This is a genomic window from Sulfitobacter indolifex, from assembly GCF_022788655.1.
GTDB lineage: Bacteria > Pseudomonadota > Alphaproteobacteria > Rhodobacterales > Rhodobacteraceae > Sulfitobacter > Sulfitobacter indolifex.
The window spans coordinates 1-19,253 of sequence record NZ_CP084956.1 but is presented as its reverse complement, the minus strand read 5'-3'; the positions used below and the strand labels follow the sequence as shown (position 1 = coordinate 19,253).

Below are 19,253 nucleotides of genomic sequence, written 5' to 3'. Positions count from 1 at the left end.
CATCATGACCGCTCCCCTCGTCTGGATTTTCTTCATTCTGCTGGCAATTTCGGTCCCTGTCGCCCATGCCATGCTGGGCGGGGTCGCTGCTGCGCTCTGGCTCGACGGCAAGCCGATGGCGGTGATCGCACAGCGACTCTATACGCCGACACAAAGCTTCCCGATGCTGGCGATCCCGTTTTTTATCCTCGCTGGCAACCTGATGATGTCGGGCAAGTTCGGCGTCTATCTCGTCAATATCGCACGACTGATTGTCGGCAATTTCAAAGGGGGTCTGGGCCAGGTCTCGATCATCGGTTCGGTGATGTTCGGCGGCGTCTCTGGCTCGGCGGTGGCCGATGCCTCCGCGCTTGGTAATGCGCTGATCCCGGTGCAGAAGAAAGAAGGTTATCCGGCCGGGTTTTCGGCCGCGATCAACTCGGCCTCGTCAACCGTGTCGGTCCTGATCCCGCCGTCTATTCCGCTGATCCTGTTTGGCCTCGTGTCCAATGTCTCAATCGTTGACCTGTTCATCGCCGGTATCCTGCCGGGTGTCATGCTCGGCGTTGGTATGTTCGCGGCAGTCGCCGTGGTGTCGGGAATAAAGAACCTGCCGCGCTCGCCGCTCGAAGGCGGATTCCGGGCGTTTAAGTCGCAGATTTTCGCAGCGATCCCCGCGCTGCTTATGCCTATCTTCGTGATCGGCACCCTGCGCTTCGGCGTCGCCACGCCGACCGAGGTCAGCGTCATGGCGGTGGCCTACGCACTTCTGGTGTCCGGTCTTGTCTATCGCGACCTCACATGGCGCGGAATCTGGCAGGCTTCGGTCGACACCGGGCTGATGACCGGCGCAGTCATGATCATCATCATGGCATCCTCGACGATCCAGTGGGTTCTGACAGCCGAGCGAGTCCCACAGGAGCTTGCTGAATGGGTACAACTGACCTTCTCAGAACCCTGGATGGTTATCCTTGCCTTGAATGTGGTGATGCTGATCGTTGGCGCGTTTCTCGATCTGCCTGCCGCAGTTCTTCTTCTCGGCCCACTATTCGTCACGATCGGCAATGCGATCGGTCTGGACCTTGTGCAGCTTGGTCTGATGATGGTCGTCAACTTGGCGATCGGTCTTTACACCCCGCCTGTTGGCACGACTTTGTTCATATCCTCGGCGATCTCGGGTGCGAGTATTGGCCAGACCGTGAAGTGGTTGCTGCCGTTCTACGGTGTGGCAATCGTGGTCCTTTTGCTCATCTCTTACGTACCCGCCTTGACGATTTACTAAATACCCCAAGGTTTCACATCGATCAGTTCCGGCCCGGATTCGGGCCGAAAGCTGCACCCCAAGCCGGTCAGAAACTTGCGCGCGCCGGCTTCGTGCTCGTCTGCACTGGACTGAAGCCAGCTCGCAAATCGGCTCACGATACGGCGGTTGAAGTGGCGTGGCGGACAAACGAACCAATAGGCCGGGAAATCTATAACGTCGAAATTCGTCGAGAACGGTACAAGCTCACCGCGCTGTAATTCCGGCAGGCAGAGCGTCACGCTGTCAAGCGCAAGCCCGCCGCCCTGCTTTGCCAGTTCAATCGACATCGAGGATCGGTCGAAGCGAAAAGGATATGTCAGGCCCTCGATCTCGATCTTGTTCGAAGCAAGCCATAGATCCCAACGATACAGCATCTTCACGCTGTCGATCAGGCGCGCCGCCTTGATCTGTTCGCGCGGATCGTCGGAGTGTTCCTGCAACGAAGCAAGGTAATCCGGACTGCACAGCGGAAGCACAAGATCATGTATGACGTTGTTGACTGTCAGGCCCGTCCAACCGCCCAAACCGTAGCGCAGGTCAAAATCGACCGCCTCGGTATCGAATGCGGTGAAGTCGGGCGTTGCGTCAATGCGGATGTTCCAGTCGGGATTTTCTGTCGCAAAATTTGCGATTTTTGGACCAAGCCAACGAACGCCGAAGCTGGGGCTGACCCGAAGGGTCAGATTGCGTGTATCCCGCTGGCGCGAGATCGCGCCTCGGGCGTTTCGGATGGCACTGAAGGCCTGGGTCGTGGTTTGAAACAGACGATCTCCGTCCAGTGTCAGAATAAGCCGTCGCTTTTCGCGGCGAAAAAGTTTGACGCCAAATTGCTCTTCTAGGATTCGTAGTTGCTGGCTTACGGCCGATGGCGACACGCCGAGTTCCTGCGCGGCCTTCGTAACCGTCCCGAGCCGCGCCACGGATTCGAAGTATTCGGTTGCTCTGATGTTTATGTCACGCATTTGACGCCGGACCCTGAGGACTTAGAGAGTAGAGTCTATTAAGATGGGCTGAAATTGTCGAGTAGCACTCCTAACAAACGAAGGGGCGGCCAATACGTTGGGATCTCGTGGAGCGCTGCCCGACCTACATCTAATGCAGTCGCGATGCTCATCGACCGGCCGTTGTCGCGCATGCAGTGAATTCACCCTTTGTTCGCAACCTGTGAGTTGCCGCCTCAATCTTTGCTGCGCCTTGCACCAATGGCCGGTTTTCCCGCCGCCTTGCAGCGCCATGAGCAAAGCTGATGCAGCGATTTTCTTGCTGCGAGCGCGCGCAGCGAGAAATAGCAATGACCGCCTCGGGCTCGAATTGTGAATCCGCTACGGCTTGCTCCAACGTCCGCTGTTGTTCGCGACAACAGCCTCTAGTACCCTAACAATTCCTCGATAAGCTCTTCCCGCATATCCAGCGTCTGCTCCCAAGCCTTCGGCACATCCGCCTCTCGCTCGAGCGCCTCTGGCGCAGGCTGCTGTTCCATCTCAACCCCTTCACCCATCACCCGCATCCCCCGCGCCTCGCGCCGTTCCGCACGATCTCGCGCCGGCGGATGGCCCCCGGTTTCATTTGCCCCCTGCGCTCTGTTCTCGTCACTCCCAACACCCCATGGCCCAACACCTTCCACACTTGGCGGATAAGGAAACGGCTTGTCCTTCTGTTTGGCGTCCATCGCCTTAAAAAGCGGATCATCGTAGTACTTGATGCGCTGCGCTTTGATCGGATGCTGCGGCGACGCCAAGATTATTACCTCGTCGGGATCCATCAGCCGCGCCTCTGTCTCCGATAGCAGCGGCCGCTCCTCCAATCGGGCAGATGTCGACGTCGCACCAAGTATCCCTTTGTTCCGCCCGTACATCCGCGTCACCGCTTCCCGTGTCGTGCTGCCCACAGCCACCGAAACCTCCTTTACCGTGCGCTGATCCCGCGGCGTAATGTAAAGCTTCAGCCCTGCACCGTTCTCCAAACTTTCACGGCCCTCGGACCCATAGATGCGATCCAACGATGCCAGCGACTGCGCGATCATCGCTACCCTGCCCCCATAGCTCGCCAGCGAATGGATCGCGCGTTCCAAATACGGCATTGCGCCCATCTGCTGGAATTCATCAATCATCATCATGACTGGCCACGGCTCATCTTGTTCTGGCTCTTTGAGACGGATCGATGCAATCAAGTCCGCGAACATCAGCCGCAATAGTGGTGCCAGCGTCGCGATGTGGTCTTCTGAAACCGCGATGTAGAGTGACTGCGGTGTTTTGCGGAACGTCGCGAAATCGAAATCGCTGACTTGAGTGGCTGAGCGGACCGCCGGATTGTCCCACTGTTTCAAGCCCGCCGTCATCAGCGCCTGAATATTTGAGGTCAGCAACCGCGATGACGCGCTGGCCGCGTTGGTCCAAAGTTCGCGCAGAATAGCTTCCTCCGCCTCATCGGCATAAGTCTTGTATTGGGCGTTCTTGTACTCACCACCCGCAACGATCTTGTTCACCTCGCCAAGGTTTGCTGTGCCGCGCTGGATCGCCAGCAGACAGGCTGCCACAAAGATCGACTTGCCTGCCTCTGAAAACGTATCCAGCGTCTTGTTGTCCTTATCGAGGAACAGATCAGCCAAGATGCTGACTTCCGTAAACCGCTGCGCAAAGGTTGGCGCTTTGGCGATGCGCGACAGCGGGTTGTAACGGTGCGTGGCATTGGACCAATCAAACGGGCTGAAGCGATAAACCTCATCGCCATTGAGTGCACGCAAGCGGGATGTTTTCTCGAAGTTCTCGCCTTTGACATCGAGGACCACCACAGATCCTGCGAAGGCCATCAGGTTTGGGATCACGAAGCCCACACCTTTACCCGCCCGCGTTGGCGCCACCATCATCACATGCGGGATTGCCGCAGAAGAAATAAATCCGCCCTTTGACTTTGGCAGTCCGAGCTTGCCGCAAACAAACCCCTTCCCCGGCTTATGCAGCATGTCGTTTTTCATAAGCTCTGGTTTGGTCTGCCAATGGGCCGAACCGTAGTCATCCCGTTCTTTCTTCCAGGTCCAAGCAAGTGCAAGGCCACCGAGCCCGATGGATCCAAAGCCAACTGCACCGTAAGCCACCTTGAAGGCTTCAGGGTGTGCCGCGCGCAATCCAGGACTGGCGTTCCACACAGCCAGCATGTCGAAATTGCCAAACCCCGTTCGCAGCGCCAATGCCAAATAGAAGCTTGCGACAATGGTCCCGAGGATCGCACCGCAGATTGCGCCAAAGGGCAGTGCGGCCCAAAGAGGAAATGCTTTGTTCATGTGTTCATCCTCGCTCTAGAATTCCATCTCGTCGTCGAGACCACGATCACGCCCAAGGTCTTTGCCTAAGGTCTGCGCCTCTTGCTGCCCTTTGAGCTGCGCCACTTCGGTTGCCTTGTCCTGCTGCAGACTGGATGCACGATCAGTGAAGACCTGGTCGCCGGTTTCTTCAAAGGTCATTTCTAGGAATTCTTGTGTGACGGTGATCTGATCGATCTTGCCCGGCAGCACGTCGTTGAGGACTTCGTAGTTCCCGCGCCGCAGCTCGCCGAGGCCTTCCTCGCCCAGCTCTTTGAACAGCTCAGCCTGCAGAGTGCGCTCAACAGTTTCTTCCTGAACTTCTGACAACTGCCCATCGCGCAACATATCCGCCAGATCCTGCAGATAGGTATTGGGGCTGCGATCATCCTCATCGATCAAGGGCAGATCTGCCGCCTCTTCCTCTGCAAGGCTCAACCCGATTGCGACACCGAGTTCTTTGGCCCGCTCGGTCAGGGCTTCCATCACCCCATCGACACGTTCCAACGCCCCATCGAGTTGCTCATCATTCGCACTCTCGACCGTCAGTCCATCTTTGCTGAGGACGGCATTCATGTCCCGCTCAACCCAGTCTTGCGCCATGCCGTAATTCTTCGTGCCGCCAGCTGTAATCCGCGCCACCAACTCATTGCTATCCATGCCCGCCTCATCGGCTTGCGCTAGGACATCTTTCAAAGCGTCGTCATTGCCAGACTGCAGCGCTGCGGTCAGCACCTCGTTTCCAGCACCGGGCGGATAGGGCTCTTCAAGCTGCTTGCCAAACCGCGCGCGCAGTTCTGGATCGGGCACCATCTGTGACAAGTCCGCAATGACGGGAGCGGCCTTGGCTTCAAACGCGGCGCGCTCGGTTACATCAAGCTCTTCGGCTTTCAGCCGCAACGCTTCGATCGTGCGCTCGGAATAGTCGATGGCATCACCAACGGTTTTGATGTCTTTCATATCGATCTCTCCTTCGGTGAATGTCCAAGGGGTGCCAGTGCCCAGATTGGCGGCCATACCGCGCACGGCGCGGGCCAGATGGCGCTGGTCCATGCGGTCCAGCAGCTCGGCAAACTCTGTGTAGTCTTTGGCAAAGCCCACGACCTGCGCTTGTGCGACGGCGGATTCCTCGGCCGTCATGATGATCTCGCGCGGCAAGCGCGCTTCTTCTTTGGCGCGGTAGATTTCAGCAAGACCCGCTGGCTTCTCAAAGATACCCCGCTCGAGACGGGTCGTCGCGTCGAGTATGACGCCATAGCCTTCTGCGATCTCGGCCTGCTTTTCGCGCATTAGCTGCGGCGACATCACGCCCTCAGCCCAGCAAGAAAACCATGTGCCCTGATCGAGCCCACGGTTGTTCAGAATGATGTGCGCATGTTTGTGGGCGCGGTCGTCATGTACGGCGAGAACGTAATCCCACTGATCACCGTACTCACCGCTCTCGAAAAAATGCTCCGTCCAGTCCATCGCGATGTCGCGCACCTGATCGACGGTGACGTCTGTCGGGAACGACAGCAGCATGTGTGAGGTGAACCCGAGCTTGGTCGATCCGCGCCAGGTCTCCGACCAAGCCTCGATGATATCTGACTTCTGATCTTCAGACAGCACCGCGTCATCCGTCAGCGCATTGGTCATGGTCGAATAAGTGTAGACGGCCTTGTCATTGATATAGGCAAGCTGATTGCCAAGAGAGGCTTGTGTTTTGCACCCCCCTGCCCTGATCCGCTTGAACACAGCCGCCTGGCTCTGGCCACTGGCAGCCTTGGCGACGTTGCGCGCCGACATGGATCCGACGCGCCCAAAGCTGCGCCCTTGCCGCCGGCCCGCGATACGCGCATCAATCCGCGCCGCGGCTTTGCCCCGGATCCGCTCATCCTCCCAGAGCTTCCCCATGACGGAACTGTAAAGAGCGAGCGGATCAGCCATTGGAGATGTTCCGATCAATCACGATCGCGCCCGCTTGCAGCGCAGACCCGCCGTTCGGAACCAAAGCAGCCGATTCCCGCACCCCTTCGCGGCCACCCTCCCCTGCCACCAATCTCAGTCCCGATGCCACGCGCGCAGTCTCATCTGGATGCGCCCGCAGGGTGGCATCCCCTTCTTCCTTTAACGGCCAATCCTGCTTGCGTCGGACCTGCGCTGCATACTTCATCTGGCCGAGCTCACGGCTCATGCACTGCGCAAGATCAAGCAGGTCTACAAGCAATGCGCGGTCCTCAAGCGACACGGAAATCTTGCCGCGATGCACAGCCTTTGCGAGCGCCAAACCAGCATCACTGACGTCCTTGGCTTGTCGCCAACTGGCACAGAATTCAGCAACTAGATCGCGCGGCACATCAAGGAACCCACACCGTCCGCGCAGCACTGCATTGAGGGCTTGGGAGCGGTTGGCGAAACCACGTGTCTGCCACTCTGCATCAAAGGCTGCGAGCTCTGACGCTGAGGCGCGGAAACTGACCCGTTCAGAGGGATCACGCACCGCCAGTCCTTCGCCCTGCTCTTCCTTTGCAAGCCGCGTCACATGCCTGCGAGAGACGCCATAGGCTTCCGCCAATACCTTTGGGGTTTCACCTGCATGATAGCGCCGCGCCAGCTCAATGCGCTGCTCCAGCTTGAGGCGTTTTGGTCTTCCTGTCTTCATCACAAGTGCACCTCGCTACATTCAAAATCAAATATCCGGCGGCGCGTGCGAGGCAGCGCTTGCTTGCAAGCGCGTTCGCGCGTGTTGGTGGATTCTTTCTTGCGTGGCACGCTCTCAGACCCCTCGGACAAATGTCGCAGACAAGTGGCATATCCTGCCAACGTCCTTTTCTTCTCCTTCCTTCATATATCAATAATACATATTGTGCAATTTATCTTTTTGCATGAGTTCAATTTCTATGCGCTTCACGCCGCCTCCCAGAGGCCACACCAACTATCAGAAACATTCTGACTGACCCTGTTGGCAGCTCGCACAAAGCGAGCGCGGGCCTTCACATACAAAACAATACGCAAGGATATGCGCCCCCAAGGCGCATCGAGTGATCAACATGAAAACAGCAAAAAAGCTGACGCCCGACCGCGTCGGTGTCAGCTTCTACAACTGCCTGTCTGGGGCCTCCCACAGGAGGTCGCCCTCCCCTGCGGATCACTCAATCCGCAGGGGTATCTGGCTCAATGAGCCAGATCCTGAGAGCGCAAATCTGCGCAGCGATCTTGGGCAATCAGAGCCTCGGTTGCGAGGCTGTCTATGACTTCAGGATGGTCACCCTCCTCAAAGGCTGAGAGGTAGGTTTCAAAGGCCATGTCAGCTTGCAGTTCTGCGAGGTCGAGAGATTGTTCGAATGTCATGTTGTGATCCTTTCCATTGATCGTCGTTGGACGGATCGTGGAAAAGACCGGAGGCATCAGAGCGGGCTGCACCCAACTTGGGGCGCAATGAAATGGAGCACGTGAAGGGCGATTTTTGTTGTGGGCGATGCAAAGCAGCGCGCAAGGCGCCAGCCGTCCAGAAACCTTGCCCAAGCGTTGCAGCCCGCTCGCCTCCGGGCTAGCGATCTGATGGGCCAACAGGTCAATGGGAAGAGCACAACACGGTGAAGAATTGAACCGTCTCTCACCAGTTTTCCTGCAGGCGAAAGAGGACGGTATCCCACACTCAGATACGAAGTTGCTGCTCACCTGATCTCAACCAAGCCGCTCCAAAAAACCGAACGACAGCTTCAAAGCCACAAGATCAAGCTTGGTTCAATTGGTCCTCGAGAGACCCAGTCGACGCCAGGATTGCATCAAAGGATGGAGCCTCACCGAAGATCATGGCCTCAGCATTTTGGTAATCACCGATCATCCGAGCGGCCATTTCATCATCTGGAGAGAGCGAGGCGTTCAAACCTTCCATGCTCAGCCTCGATCACCCGCAGCCGCACCAAACAGATGCCCACGCAAAATGTCCTGCATCCAAATTGGCGTAGCAGCGAAACCACTTTTCAGATCGTCCAACAGTGCCGGGCCAGTTTCGTGGCTGGCTAGCAGGCGACGCACTGCGCTTTGAACAGCCGCCTGTTCTTCGTCGCTCGACATGACGTCATGAAGCCAGTGCAAGGCCTGCACCAGATACATGCCAGGGCGCCCTGCCCAATACAGCCGACTAGGTGCCGCTTGTTTGAAGACGATCTTTTGATTGTCTAGAGTGACAGGCTTTAACCGCGCATCAACAAGCACTTCGATTTTGGCCGGCACCGCGTTGGTGAGGCCGAGCGTGTTGGCAGCCGTCATACCATCGATCAACCAGCGAACCTGATCGCGACGCGCGATTGCATCGATGACGGCGCGGTAGTCTGGTACGGTAGATTTGCCTGTCAGCGCATTCTGGGATGGTTTGTCGTAGAGCCCGCGCTGGATGCGGCGCAGCTGACCGGACGTGACCATGCGCTGCAGTGCCTTATCGACAGCTGCGCGACCCCCGATGTCGGCAAAATCAGCTGGCGTCCACACTTGTCGCGGCGCGTCATCTACACGAGCGCGTAGGCGGTCTGGCAAAGTTTTCAATTGTGCAGATCCGATCATGTCCGAAATATACCGCAAAATTCGGACAGAAGCGAGTTCAAGCTGATGTACCGCCTTAAACGACGATGGCTTTCAAATTGGCAACCAGATCATCCATATCGGTTTGATGCTGTCACAATCGGTAAAATTGGTTCGTACCGCAGCACACTCGGTCATGCAGATAACTCAGTAAAAAAGAGCTGCTCCGAGATAAGCTTGTAACTGCGGCTTGCAACCTTGCCTTTGGGGCTTGGGTCACCGCAGCGCTCGCACTGCACACAGCATTACGGGTCGCCGACAGTTTCCTGCCTTTTGCCTGGTTAATTTGATCGAGAACAATAATCAAACATCTCTTCAACTATTCGACCCCCGCGCGCTTTGCAGAAAATGTACTGCGCATATCAGCCGCTTATTCCACATGAGCAATGCTCTCTGCCGTGCGGGAAAGTGGCCAGACCGCCGAAGCGGTCTGGCCCGTGTGTTAGGCGGCCTCTTTTGGGCCCCAGGGGATGATGGCTTGCAGAGACATGTCATCCTGGCTCGCGGCCTTGCCAAGGTTGGCGTTGAAGGCGTGATCGCGGACCGTCAGGGTGAAGTAGTCAGAACCGGTGTCTTTGTTCTGCTTCTTCCAGATGCCACCGCATTCAACCAGTTTGCCGCGAGGGGAGCGGCCGAGGACGCGATGCGTTGGTGCCATAGGGTTGCTGCTGGCAACGGGCTCGACTGTGATGTCGAGGTCGAATGTCAGGGTTGAAATTGAGCCGATACCTTTTGCTGTTTCGATGTCGTCGCTGGTGAATTTGATGCAGTTCGTGGTCATTGCTTTTCTCCTTGTTTGCGTTGCAATGATGGTCACCTTGCAGCTGGCCAAGGCCCGGACATACCGAAGGCGAAGCGCAGCGGAGAGGGGCAGGCCCCGCTCTTTTTGTTCCGCGAAGAATGGCCCGCAGGGACAGGGGAAAAAGAGCGGGGACAACCTTTGTGGACGGGGCGACAGCTGCGACCAGAATTATCGAGCAACTCAACACATCAGGAGAAAGCCTATGGCCACGTCGCTGATAGTGAACACTGACAAAAGAAATTGCGGGAAGGCATCTTCATTTCCAATTTGACTGACAACGCGCCGATCAAAAGACCCTGCCTCCGTCAGACCTGGGAACGACACATCTCGCTCTCTTCCATCTCCCCCCAAGCTCTGGTGGGGCCGGTTTGCTGGAATGGATGCACCAAAGACCAGTTTCGTTCACTTACCTGAACATTCGCTTCATTACGTTCAGAATACTGGACAACATCTTGACTCGACGCCAGATTGATAATACTTGTCCAATATACTGGACGTAAGACATCTCACGTTCATCTAATCAGACAATGGCAGCGCACATGAAACGCAAAAGAAGTTACTCACGGGTTACGAAGCAAGCTTTGTCTACCTTCGGCAAGCTGATCCGCGTCGCGCGCACGGAACGCGGCATGACAGCGCAAGACCTTGCGGACCGTGCAAACATTAGCCGCACGACACTGTATAACATCGAAAAAGGTGCACCCGGCCCTGAGATCGGCACGGTCTTCGAGGTCGCAGCGCTTGTTGGCGTGCGTCTGTTTGATGCCGATGACAGTACGCTGGCAATGCACAATGCCCGCCTTGATGAAAAACTAACACTCCTGCCAAAGAGCGTCCGGGCATCCAAGCAAGAGGTCGACGATGACTTCTAATTTTGCCCAAGCCTCGGAGGCCTTTGTCTGGATATGGCTGCCCGAAAGCACCGCCCCTGTCGTTGCAGGGCGCATCACGCAAGATGCGGACCGGTTCGTATTCAATTACGGTGCAAGCTACCTCGAGCGCACCGATGCAATACCGATATACGCACCCGAACTCCCGCTGCGTCGAGGCATCATCGAACCTCAGGCCGGTCTTTCGATGGCCAGCTGCATTCGCGACGGCTCTCCGGATGCATGGGGGCGGCGTGTCATCATCAATCGTTTGGTGGGCGCAAAGGCGAGTACAGCCGAAGTCGGCAACATCACAGAAATATCCTACCTGCTTGCATCCGGTTCTGACCGCATCGGTGCCCTCGATTTCCAAGCGTCGGCGACGCAGTATGTGCCGCGCCGGAAATCCGAAGCCACATATGAGGAACTCATCGAGGCAGCCAGTCTCATTGAAAAAGGCGCGCCCCTGACGCTTGGCCTAGATCAGGCGCTCAATCACGGTACATCAATCGGTGGCGCGCGGCCCAAGGCGCTGATCGATCGCGGAGATCGCAAGTTGATCGCCAAATTCTCGGCAAGCGGCGACCTCTATAGCGTCGTCAAAGCGGAATTCATCGCGATGAAGCTCGCGGCTGCCTGCGGCCTAGACGTCGCGCCCGTCTCGATGATTGAAGCTGGCGGCAAAGACGTGCTCTTGATCGAGCGCTTTGACCGGACCCGCGCAGGTGAGGACTGGCATCGCAAAGCGATGGTGTCTGCACTTACAATCCTTGGGCTGGATGAGATGATGGCGCGCTATGCCTCCTACGAGGATCTGGCCGAGATCATTCGTCACCGCTTCGCCAAGCCCAAGGAGACGCTGCGAGAGCTGTTTGGCCGAATCTGCTTTAACGTGCTGTGTGGCAATACGGACGATCACGCCCGCAATCATGCAGCCTTTTGGGACGGCGAAATGCTTACGCTCTCCCCCGCTTATGACATCTGCCCTCAAGGCCGCACCGGGAATGAAGCGACGCAGGCGATGCTAATCAAGGGCGACAATCGGATGAGCACTTTGGCCAGTTGTCTAACCGCCGCACCAGATTTCCTACTCACCGACGACGACGCAATCGAGGTCATCACGCAACAGATTATCACGATTGCCCGTAAATGGGACGCGGTCTGTGAGCTCGCAGACCTCAGCGCAACAGACAAAGCCCTGTTTGGCGGGCGACAATTCCTGAATCCGTACTGTATCGAAGGCTTGAGTTCGGATCATGATACTCTGACTGATCAATTTGAAGGGTCGCGAGGGCAATTGCTAGCTTAGTCAGGGGTCGTTTCGATAGGTATTTGGCCTTTACGGTAAGCGAAAGCAGCCGTTCGTAAATAGCGCAGCGAATGCTACAGAAGAGCCCAAATTGACCAATGCTGCGCTACGCACGAATGTCTGTTATCAAAAGTAGATAAATTGAAATCGAACCATATTCGTCGGTAGGGACAAGTCTACAAATGGCCAGAACAGGTTGGGCAGATTACGGATTTAAGAAGGAGGATGACCCTTCATACAAAGAACTGTTGGAGGTTGGAGCCTGGCTTGCAGAGGGAGATTTGTCTAACCTCGAATTTGCGTTGGAAGTGGTCGACAGTTTTCCACACGGCGAGGATAGCTGGCTTAACAGCAGCTGGATTTGTCACGCAGTTGGAAGCGGGTCTGTAGCATCTGTTAAATGGATGATTGAAAAGGGCGTAGATCTAAGCCCTAAAAAGACGGGAGGCTTTCCACCGTTGATGGAATGCCTCGACGACTTGGTTCAAAACAGACATCGGATCCTTGAACTACTGATTGAGGCGGGAGCCGATCTAAATCAACGTGGGATCAACGGTTGGACGCCGCTGCATCTGGCGGCAATGCGGGACGACGAAACGGCGATGCGCATGCTTCTTGAAGCTGGTTCAGACAGGTCCGTTACGACGCTTTGTGACGACGATGCCAACGCCGAAGACGAGGCGCGGAATCTCGGTCACATCAGATCAGCCGATTTTATTTCAAATTTCGAAGTCTGACCAATAGCGGCTATTAGCGCACCCGCAGCGAATTCACCCTTCGTCCGCTTCTTTCCCCTTCGTTGCGACCGCGCCGAATGGCCGGTCTACGGTTACAGCAAGCAACAATCATTGGTTGCATGAGTCAGACGATTGATTATTGAAGTAGGCAACCTTCAAATTTTGCTTCAATCGACATTGGCTCGGCCAAAGTGGTAGGCAACCAGATGATTAAGTTCCATGACATTGCTGATGGTGATCCAGTACTCGATCACTCCCGCCTTCTGAAAGCGATGGAAAACGCATTCGAATATGCCGCAGCGCACGGCGGGATTGGGCTTACGCAAATCAAGGCCTTCAACCGCAAGTTTGCCCATTGGATGGCAGATCATTCGCCCTGGCCGCAATATCATACTGATGAACTGATGCGACTCAACAAAGTCTTGAACGAATGGGACGTGCCGCACGCGATGGTCGTCCACGATTTGATGACTGTCGCCAAGTTCGGGCGTCATACAAAGGGAAAGTTCCAGGTTTCAAAAAAGGCGCAAGACCTTGCCAGCCAGCGTGGTGCGTTCTTCGCGAAGATCTCAGAAACTTACCTGTTCGAATATAGTCACGCGCGAAATGCCCGATCAGAGTTCACAGCTCCCGGAAACTGGGACATCTTCCTCAACATCATCAACGTCGAGGCCGAACAAGGCCTCACAGAAGCGCATCTCGTCAAGACACTCTATGGTCTCGAAAAACGTGCGCATGTGATTGATCGGGAATACTATGACCACGCCGGGTTCATCTTCACGCATGTCCTGCAACCACTCAGCTGGATTGGTTTTCTGGAGGAAACATCCGACGGTGGGAGACTAACAGATCGCACCTACTGGAAAACGCCATTGTGGCGGGCGTGTCTGCAACTGGAAACCGACGGTATGGTCGACGTACCACATCGCCACTAAGGCTTCACTCAAGCTGTTGGCATCAAAATTGAGCCCCCTGCCCTCCTTGCTTTGCGTAAGCGTCTTCGCATCATCTATTTTTGCGGCAGACCAGTGATCATTTGCAATCTCGATGACACGAAGCAAACAGATCAAGCCGGGGATCAGGGCATTTGAAACATAATCAAAAATTGATCGTGCTCCAAAGCGCGCTCACCGGAAGGGCGAAGTTCCTGTCGCCAAAGGTGAGCTTTTCTTGGCCTAGGTAGAACACGATCCCCGTGCATTTTTTACTACGACCAGGCCCGTCTTTTGAAAACCATTTGAGGTGTTTAAAATCATCTCCAGTGACTGATGCAGACGCCTTGATCTCAACGCAGACCAAGTGGCTGCCACCGTCGATCAGGATGTCAATTTCCCGCTGGTCTGCACTGCGCCAGTGATAGAGCCGGTAGTCAGCGTCCTGCATTGGGACGGCACGCTGGATCTCGTTCAGAACAAAGCTTTCTAGCAGGCCGCCAAGCGCCTGCGGTGTGTTGTCGATAGTAAAAGTATCTTGGGTGAAACGCCGAAGGGCACAGGCGATGCCCGTATCTGCAAAATGGTATTTAGGGTTCTTGATCTCCCGCTTGCCCTCGCCTGATGTCCAGGCACCCAGCTTGGTCAACATTGACAGCCGTAGCAGAATATCAAGGTATTGATCGACGGTAACCCGTTGCAGTTTCGTCAGTTTGGAAAGCTCGGACGTGCTGATTTCCTGCGCGGAGCGTGCCGCCATCTGATCTATCAGGATACGCAACGCATCCGGTTTTCGAACCGGCATGATATCAGCGACATCGCGCTCCACCACTGCGTCAATGTAATCCCGATATTGCCGCTGACGGGATCTGATTGACAACTCTCTCACCTCTGGAAAACCACCTTCTAGGATGAGATCTATGTAGTCTCCTCGACTGACCTGCTCTGGATCACCCACCTGCCCTAGTTTCGGTTCGTCCTGCATCGCCCAATCCATGATGCGATTGACGGGTGCCTTTTTGACTTCAGCGACGGATAGGGGCCAGAGCTTAAGTGTTCGCATTCTCCCCGCAAGCGAGTCAGCCACATCAGTGGTTGTGAATACGTTGGAGGAGCCGGTAAGTACAAATTGCCCCTTACGCCGATTGGTATCGACGACCCTCTTGATCGCGAGAGCTAGTTTTTTGGATCGCTGGGCCTCGTCAATGATAAGCGGCTCGCCGTTCAAATTTTCCATTAAGCTGGTAAGCTGCCCCTCCGGGTCCGCTTCAATGGCCGCCAAGACAGCTGCGTCATCCAATGTGATGAAACGGCCATTGCCAAACAAGTCTCGTACAAGTGTTGTCTTGCCAACTTGCCTTGGACCAATGAGGTTGACCACACGTGCTGATGCAAGTGCATCTTCAAGCTCTGGGATGAGGTGCCTTGGCAGATATCTTTCTGTATCAGTCATGAACCTTTGGTCTCTCTCTCGCCTGATGAAGCCCAAACCGAAAAAGAGGTCCGCTTCCTTGTTACAGAATGCATATTAGAGGCTCCACCATTTGTCTATTAGATGCCTCACCATTTGTTCATTAGTGCATCTACAGTTTGCCTAGAACACAGGTTTTCTGGGAATTTCGTAAAGTTCACATTCACTCGCTCTCTCGGCTTAGCCAGGTCACGTGAGCGATATTTCTCGAAGATCACCAAGAATTTTCTAGTGGTAAAACATGGAAGGGCATTGAGTGTAGGGCGCGGCGAAATGCGCGCGGTCCACTGATGCTCCTGTGATGCCATAACTGGTTGTACGCCCTTCTCCGAGATTTACAATTGCTCGCCCTCGATAAGGCTTTTCAAAGAGTGCGAACTGGTCGTTCTCCCAGCTTTTTGAGCAACGCCTTTGCGGATTACCTCGCGGCCGCATTTGGGTGCGCAGCATTGAAATCCATGACAGCCTAGTCTGTGAGAACCATGAAACGAAAGTCTGAGAAAGCGAAACGATTAAGGCATTGAAATCGTTCCAGCAGAAATGAAACGCAAAATTCATCACATTGCGAAGGTAATAGTACAAAATACCAGAACGCAGTCATGCTATCAGTCCTATTTTGACCTCGGTTTCTTCAGGAGCGTACGCCAATTAAGGCTCTTATTCGCAAGGTCTTGGGACAATTTGAACGCGTAACCACGGTGATTGCTGATCGTCTCTGTGCGTTCCAAAAGATATCCTAAGATCATGAAACTGAGCGCTGGACCAAGATCCTTAATCGAAAACCAAGTATTCCCAAGGTTGAGATATCCAGCAATGTCATCCATTAAGCGACGGCAGTCTTCTTGGTTCTTAGCAAACCTGAGTTCTGCGCAGAGCCTTGGGTAGGCGCGCTCCATCTCATCTTGGCCTACTTCTATCTGAAAAGAATTTTCTTCTTTAACATACTGAGTCTTGGAAGTCTCTTTGTGCCCCTCAATTTCGGGGTCAGTGGCCCTCAAATCATCTGGTTTTGCAGAGCTTATCTTCGAGATTTCCACAGTGATTTCATCCAGAAGATCGCTTAAAGCTTGCTTGTCTGGCTGGCGTCTCAATAGATTGCGTGCTTTTGAGAGCAAGCCTTCATCCCAATTGACGTGCATGAGATGTGCTTTGAGGTTGCTCAGGGCGGCTGAGCACATGTCTCTGAGCCGTCCCAGTTCGTTTTGATGATCCTGGTGATCTTGCGCCATGCGCAGGAATTCAGGGTAACGCTCTGCGAGCGGCAGAAGTGACAGGCCTGTAGCAAGGACAATGCTGCCCTGACGGTCTCGGCGGGCCCAGCGTTTGCCATTGCCGCTCGATCGCCGCGTCAGCAGGCCCAAGGACACCAGTTTCGCAATATGACGCTCAACGGTTTGAATACTGACATGGGCGCGTTTTGCGAGGGAGGCATTTGAAGCAAAGCAAATATGCCCGTCGTCGCGTGTTGCATCGACTTGATCTACACGCAGGAACGAGATCATCGCTCTGAGGAGAGAGATGGATGTGCCTTTTAAGCCAAGCGGCTCTCTGATGTCTTCGATTACCTTTAGGAGTTGCCATTTGTTTTGGGCAATACCTCCCTGCCCCGTCGCTTTGTGCGACGAGTGTGCTCCAGCAGGAGCCATTCCTTGAATTGTTCTCATGATTTGCCTGCAGGCAAAGATTTCCCGTTCGCCCAAGAGCGTTTTTTATTGCTTAGCGATTCGGTGACTGCTACGATTCAGGTGTCTAATCTGAGAAGCGTAGAAATACGTTCAGCCCTCGAAGCTTCGGTTTCGGGGGTTTCTCTTTGCTTACGTCCTCCTTTGTTGCTCTAGCCTCTGGTGTCATCCGCAGGGTTTACAGCTGTAAACTCCTGGTAGGATTTCTTGATGATGCCTTCGAGCTCACGGTCGAGCCACTCAGCAAATGCTGCGTTCTCCCCTGCCCTCTTGATGGACATCGCGATTGATCCGCGCCCCGACTTAATTGTGACGCCTGGGACCGGTGTTGCCTCCCTGCCCTCGCTTGGACGTGCGCCGCGCTGCGTAATCTCTCTCATAAGCTGCTCAAGGCGGTCATCTGACGATAGCTCGGCGTTCAACTTTGACAGGATTGCGAAGGATGATGCTGCATTTACCTTCTTGGATGCGAAGGCTTCTGCCAAGGCGGTCCATTTCGGCCGTCCCGACTTTGGAGCGGCTCCAATTTGATCGCCAACATCGTCGGGAATATTGTCCGTGACCTTGGTCAGGTGGGATAGCCCAGACGCGGAAAGGCTGAGAACTTGGCGGATGGTTTTGGTATCGTGACCAGCCGCCCGTATGACGGCGGCAAACCGCGCCTTTTCGTAAAACGACAGGTTGCGACGTGCCGCATTCTCAAGGCCTTTGGCGAGAAGAGCTGTTGCGTCATCGAGGTCCTGAACATTGGCGCGGACTTTCAGGCCGAGCTCTCGGCAGGCCTGCAATCTTCGGCGGCCATAGATGATTTCAAACCTACCCTCGGTCCCTGCCCTGCGAACCAAAATCGGAACCTGTTGGCCGTCGTCTTTGATGCTGGATCTAAGGGTTTCAAAGCCGTCGCCATCATCTTCAGAGTTTACAGCTGTAAACCCATCAAGGCGATCTTTGGGTCCCCAGTCATCAATGAGCGATGGGTCAAGCTCGCGAATGGCTGACAGCGACCCCTGCAGGGCACCCAAGGCGGGTGCTGTGGGTTTGGTGGTTCGATCTTTGGGTTGCGGGCTGGAATTGGCAATCGTCTTGGCAATGCCGCTTAGATCCTGAAGTGATTTACGTGCCATCAGCTACGCCCCCATGCTTGGTGAATCATTGCTTCAACCTCGCTGCCAATAGCATCCATGGATTGCTTGGCGCGGTCATAGGTCGCCCGTGTCATCTCTGAGCGCACGACTTCGTAGATTGATTGTTTGAGCATCGTGGCATCGCTGATTGCGGTGCTTTTGAGCGCAGTGGCTGTCATCACGCGGTCCAAAAAGAGCGCGCGCATGAATGAGGTCAACTGTTGTGACGGCACATCTGTTGGCTCGTCGCGGGTGATCAGAAACTTAAAGTGATCATACTGAAGCTCGGCACCCGCATCCTCGATGACACCCATATAGGCACCGGCAAGCTCAAGAAACTGGGCCGTGGATGACACGTCGAGCATTGAGGGCGTGAGAGGGACGATAAGGGACGTTGCGGCGGCCATGCCGGAGATCGTCAGAAAGCCCAGCTGTGGAGGGCTGTCCATCAAGACGATGTCGTACTGATCTTCTACCTGGGCCAATGCATTGCGGATGCGCAGGAAGAAAGGTTGGTCAGGGTTTGAGTTTACCGCTGATTCAGTCTCGAATTCGGAGAGCAGCAGGCGTGCTGGAGCAAGCGACAGTCCCGGAAAATACGTGGGCATAATGACGTCAGAAAATGGCACCGGATCATCGTAGCGGATCGCATCGTAGACGGTGAGGCCATCGAATTCGATTTCTGGATTGATGCCGCACATAGACGTCAGCGATCCTTGCGGATCCAAATCGACCACCAGCACGCGGTAGCCATGAAGGGCTAGGTAGTGCGCAAGGTGAATTGTCGATGTACTTTTGCTGCTGCCGCCTTTGAAGTTCATCAGCTGCCAGACTTGCAGTCGTTCGCCTTCTTTGCGGCCAGGGACGTATCTGCCCTTTGTTCGAGACGCTTTTTCAAGAATTTGGCGGGCTTCCCACAGCTCTTGGGCACTGTAGTATCGGCGGCCAGCGCGGACGTCTTTTGGCTCTGGTATCGTGCCTTCGCCGTGGACTTTACGCATGAACTGGCCCGACACGCCTAGTAATTCGGCGGCCTCTGGGGCCGAAAAAAGGCGCAGGGATTTTGTGTTGTCTGGCGCGAATGCAGAGAGCAGATGCTCACTGATCGCACGGTTTAGCCGCTCGGATATATCCGTTGCCAACTCTGATGGTCTGTCTGTTACGCTCGGTGTCGCGGGAATCAT

17 protein-coding genes are annotated in these 19,253 nt (G+C 55.1%); 5 read left to right on the top strand and 12 right to left on the bottom strand.

Annotation, left to right across the window (positions count from 1 at the left end; translation table 11 throughout):
- Window positions 1-4: 4 nt before the first annotated feature.
- Window positions 5-1,261 carry a TRAP transporter large permease gene (locus DSM14862_RS20660; RefSeq protein ID WP_007120921.1) on the top strand — a complete coding sequence of 419 codons (1,257 nt, stop codon included), beginning with the start codon at window positions 5-7 and terminating at the stop codon, window positions 1,259-1,261.
- On the opposite strand, the gene DSM14862_RS20655 is transcribed toward DSM14862_RS20660, so the two are convergent.
- The 8 genes from DSM14862_RS20655 to DSM14862_RS20620 all read right to left on the bottom strand — a co-directional run bounded on the left by DSM14862_RS20655 (window position 1,258) and on the right by DSM14862_RS20620 (window position 9,924).
- Window positions 1,258-2,244, bottom strand: a complete 987-nt coding sequence (locus tag DSM14862_RS20655; protein WP_007120922.1) for a LysR family transcriptional regulator — start codon at window positions 2,242-2,244, stop codon at window positions 1,258-1,260. The two genes, DSM14862_RS20660 and DSM14862_RS20655, sit on opposite strands and share 4 nt — an antisense overlap.
- 404 nt (window positions 2,245-2,648) lie before the next feature.
- The gene (locus tag DSM14862_RS20650) at window positions 2,649-4,562 is read right to left on the bottom strand and encodes a type IV secretory system conjugative DNA transfer family protein (RefSeq protein WP_007120923.1); all 1,914 of its coding nucleotides are present in this window, start codon (window positions 4,560-4,562) and stop codon (window positions 2,649-2,651) included.
- 15 nt (window positions 4,563-4,577) lie between these two features.
- The gene (locus tag DSM14862_RS20645; RefSeq protein ID WP_007120924.1) at window positions 4,578-6,506 is read right to left on the bottom strand and encodes a relaxase/mobilization nuclease domain-containing protein; all 1,929 of its coding nucleotides are present in this window, start codon (window positions 6,504-6,506) and stop codon (window positions 4,578-4,580) included.
- Window positions 6,499-7,221 carry a helix-turn-helix domain-containing protein gene (locus tag DSM14862_RS20640; protein WP_007120925.1) on the bottom strand — a complete coding sequence of 241 codons (723 nt, stop codon included), beginning with the start codon at window positions 7,219-7,221 and terminating at the stop codon, window positions 6,499-6,501. Before DSM14862_RS20640 ends, DSM14862_RS20645 begins: the two co-directional genes overlap by 8 nt.
- Before the next feature lie 512 nt (window positions 7,222-7,733).
- Window positions 7,734-7,910: a hypothetical protein gene (locus tag DSM14862_RS20635; protein ID WP_007120927.1), complete on the bottom strand. Its 177-nt coding sequence runs from the start codon at window positions 7,908-7,910 to the stop codon at window positions 7,734-7,736.
- Window positions 7,911-8,295: 385 nt separating this feature from the next.
- Window positions 8,296-8,457 (bottom strand): hypothetical protein, encoded by a 162-nt coding sequence (locus DSM14862_RS20630; protein WP_007120928.1) that lies wholly within the window; start codon window positions 8,455-8,457, stop codon window positions 8,296-8,298.
- A gap of 2 nt (window positions 8,458-8,459) precedes the next feature.
- A complete protein-coding gene (locus tag DSM14862_RS20625; RefSeq protein WP_040701892.1) occupies window positions 8,460-9,125 on the bottom strand; it encodes a DUF6088 family protein in 666 nt (221 codons plus the stop codon).
- A gap of 460 nt (window positions 9,126-9,585) precedes the next feature.
- Window positions 9,586-9,924, bottom strand: a complete 339-nt coding sequence (locus DSM14862_RS20620) for a DUF736 family protein (protein ID WP_007120930.1) — start codon at window positions 9,922-9,924, stop codon at window positions 9,586-9,588.
- Window positions 9,925-10,484: 560 nt separating this feature from the next.
- Between DSM14862_RS20620 and DSM14862_RS20615 the strand changes: the two genes are divergently transcribed.
- The 4 genes from DSM14862_RS20615 (at window position 10,485) to DSM14862_RS20600 (ending at window position 13,795) form a co-directional block, all read left to right on the top strand.
- Window positions 10,485-10,817, top strand: a complete 333-nt coding sequence (locus tag DSM14862_RS20615; protein WP_050770458.1) for a helix-turn-helix transcriptional regulator — start codon at window positions 10,485-10,487, stop codon at window positions 10,815-10,817.
- Window positions 10,807-12,123, top strand: coding sequence for a type II toxin-antitoxin system HipA family toxin (locus DSM14862_RS20610; RefSeq protein WP_007120932.1), 1,317 nt, complete (start codon window positions 10,807-10,809; stop codon window positions 12,121-12,123). Before DSM14862_RS20615 ends, DSM14862_RS20610 begins: the two co-directional genes overlap by 11 nt.
- A gap of 182 nt (window positions 12,124-12,305) precedes the next feature.
- Entirely contained in the window at window positions 12,306-12,860 is a 555-nt protein-coding gene (locus DSM14862_RS20605; protein ID WP_208855124.1) for an ankyrin repeat domain-containing protein, read from the top strand.
- Window positions 12,861-13,066: 206 nt separating this feature from the next.
- Window positions 13,067-13,795 carry a hypothetical protein gene (locus DSM14862_RS20600; RefSeq protein WP_007120933.1) on the top strand — a complete coding sequence of 243 codons (729 nt, stop codon included), beginning with the start codon at window positions 13,067-13,069 and terminating at the stop codon, window positions 13,793-13,795.
- A gap of 163 nt (window positions 13,796-13,958) precedes the next feature.
- Here the strand turns inward: DSM14862_RS20600 and DSM14862_RS20595 are convergent, their stop codons facing one another.
- The 4 genes from DSM14862_RS20595 to repA form a co-directional block, all read right to left on the bottom strand.
- Window positions 13,959-15,245, bottom strand: a complete 1,287-nt coding sequence (locus DSM14862_RS20595; RefSeq protein ID WP_007120934.1) for an ATP-binding protein — start codon at window positions 15,243-15,245, stop codon at window positions 13,959-13,961.
- 629 nt (window positions 15,246-15,874) lie between these two features.
- Window positions 15,875-16,927 (bottom strand): helix-turn-helix domain-containing protein, encoded by a 1,053-nt coding sequence (locus DSM14862_RS20590; protein WP_243254683.1) that lies wholly within the window; start codon window positions 16,925-16,927, stop codon window positions 15,875-15,877.
- 170 nt (window positions 16,928-17,097) lie between these two features.
- Window positions 17,098-18,069: a plasmid partitioning protein RepB gene (gene repB / locus DSM14862_RS20585; protein WP_007120936.1), complete on the bottom strand. Its 972-nt coding sequence runs from the start codon at window positions 18,067-18,069 to the stop codon at window positions 17,098-17,100.
- Window positions 18,069-19,253: a plasmid partitioning protein RepA gene (repA, locus tag DSM14862_RS20580; RefSeq protein WP_040701888.1), complete on the bottom strand. Its 1,185-nt coding sequence runs from the start codon at window positions 19,251-19,253 to the stop codon at window positions 18,069-18,071. Before repA ends, repB begins: the two co-directional genes overlap by 1 nt.

Excerpts from the sequence above, each read along its gene's own strand:
- DSM14862_RS20625 (WP_040701892.1), bottom strand. The coding sequence starts at position 9,125 with ATGATCGGATCTGCACAATTGAAAACTTTGCCAGACCGCCTACGCGCT.
- DSM14862_RS20615 (WP_050770458.1), top strand. The coding sequence starts at position 10,485 with ATGAAACGCAAAAGAAGTTACTCACGGGTTACGAAGCAAGCTTTGTCT.
- DSM14862_RS20640 (WP_007120925.1), bottom strand. The coding sequence starts at position 7,221 with ATGAAGACAGGAAGACCAAAACGCCTCAAGCTGGAGCAGCGCATTGAG.
- DSM14862_RS20630 (WP_007120928.1), bottom strand. The coding sequence starts at position 8,457 with ATGGAAGGTTTGAACGCCTCGCTCTCTCCAGATGATGAAATGGCCGCT.
- DSM14862_RS20650 (WP_007120923.1), bottom strand. The coding sequence starts at position 4,562 with ATGAACAAAGCATTTCCTCTTTGGGCCGCACTGCCCTTTGGCGCAATC.
- DSM14862_RS20590 (WP_243254683.1), bottom strand. The coding sequence starts at position 16,927 with ATGAGAACAATTCAAGGAATGGCTCCTGCTGGAGCACACTCGTCGCAC.
- DSM14862_RS20620 (WP_007120930.1), bottom strand. The coding sequence starts at position 9,924 with ATGACCACGAACTGCATCAAATTCACCAGCGACGACATCGAAACAGCA.
- repA (WP_040701888.1), bottom strand. The coding sequence starts at position 19,253 with ATGATTCCCGCGACACCGAGCGTAACAGACAGACCATCAGAGTTGGCA.
- DSM14862_RS20645 (WP_007120924.1), bottom strand. The coding sequence starts at position 6,506 with ATGGCTGATCCGCTCGCTCTTTACAGTTCCGTCATGGGGAAGCTCTGG.
- DSM14862_RS20660 (WP_007120921.1), top strand. The coding sequence starts at position 5 with ATGACCGCTCCCCTCGTCTGGATTTTCTTCATTCTGCTGGCAATTTCG.
- DSM14862_RS20610 (WP_007120932.1), top strand. The coding sequence starts at position 10,807 with ATGACTTCTAATTTTGCCCAAGCCTCGGAGGCCTTTGTCTGGATATGG.
- DSM14862_RS20595 (WP_007120934.1), bottom strand. The coding sequence starts at position 15,245 with ATGACTGATACAGAAAGATATCTGCCAAGGCACCTCATCCCAGAGCTT.
- DSM14862_RS20600 (WP_007120933.1), top strand. The coding sequence starts at position 13,067 with ATGATTAAGTTCCATGACATTGCTGATGGTGATCCAGTACTCGATCAC.
- DSM14862_RS20655 (WP_007120922.1), bottom strand. The coding sequence starts at position 2,244 with ATGCGTGACATAAACATCAGAGCAACCGAATACTTCGAATCCGTGGCG.
- DSM14862_RS20635 (WP_007120927.1), bottom strand. The coding sequence starts at position 7,910 with ATGACATTCGAACAATCTCTCGACCTCGCAGAACTGCAAGCTGACATG.
- DSM14862_RS20605 (WP_208855124.1), top strand. The coding sequence starts at position 12,306 with ATGGCCAGAACAGGTTGGGCAGATTACGGATTTAAGAAGGAGGATGAC.
- repB (WP_007120936.1), bottom strand. The coding sequence starts at position 18,069 with ATGGCACGTAAATCACTTCAGGATCTAAGCGGCATTGCCAAGACGATT.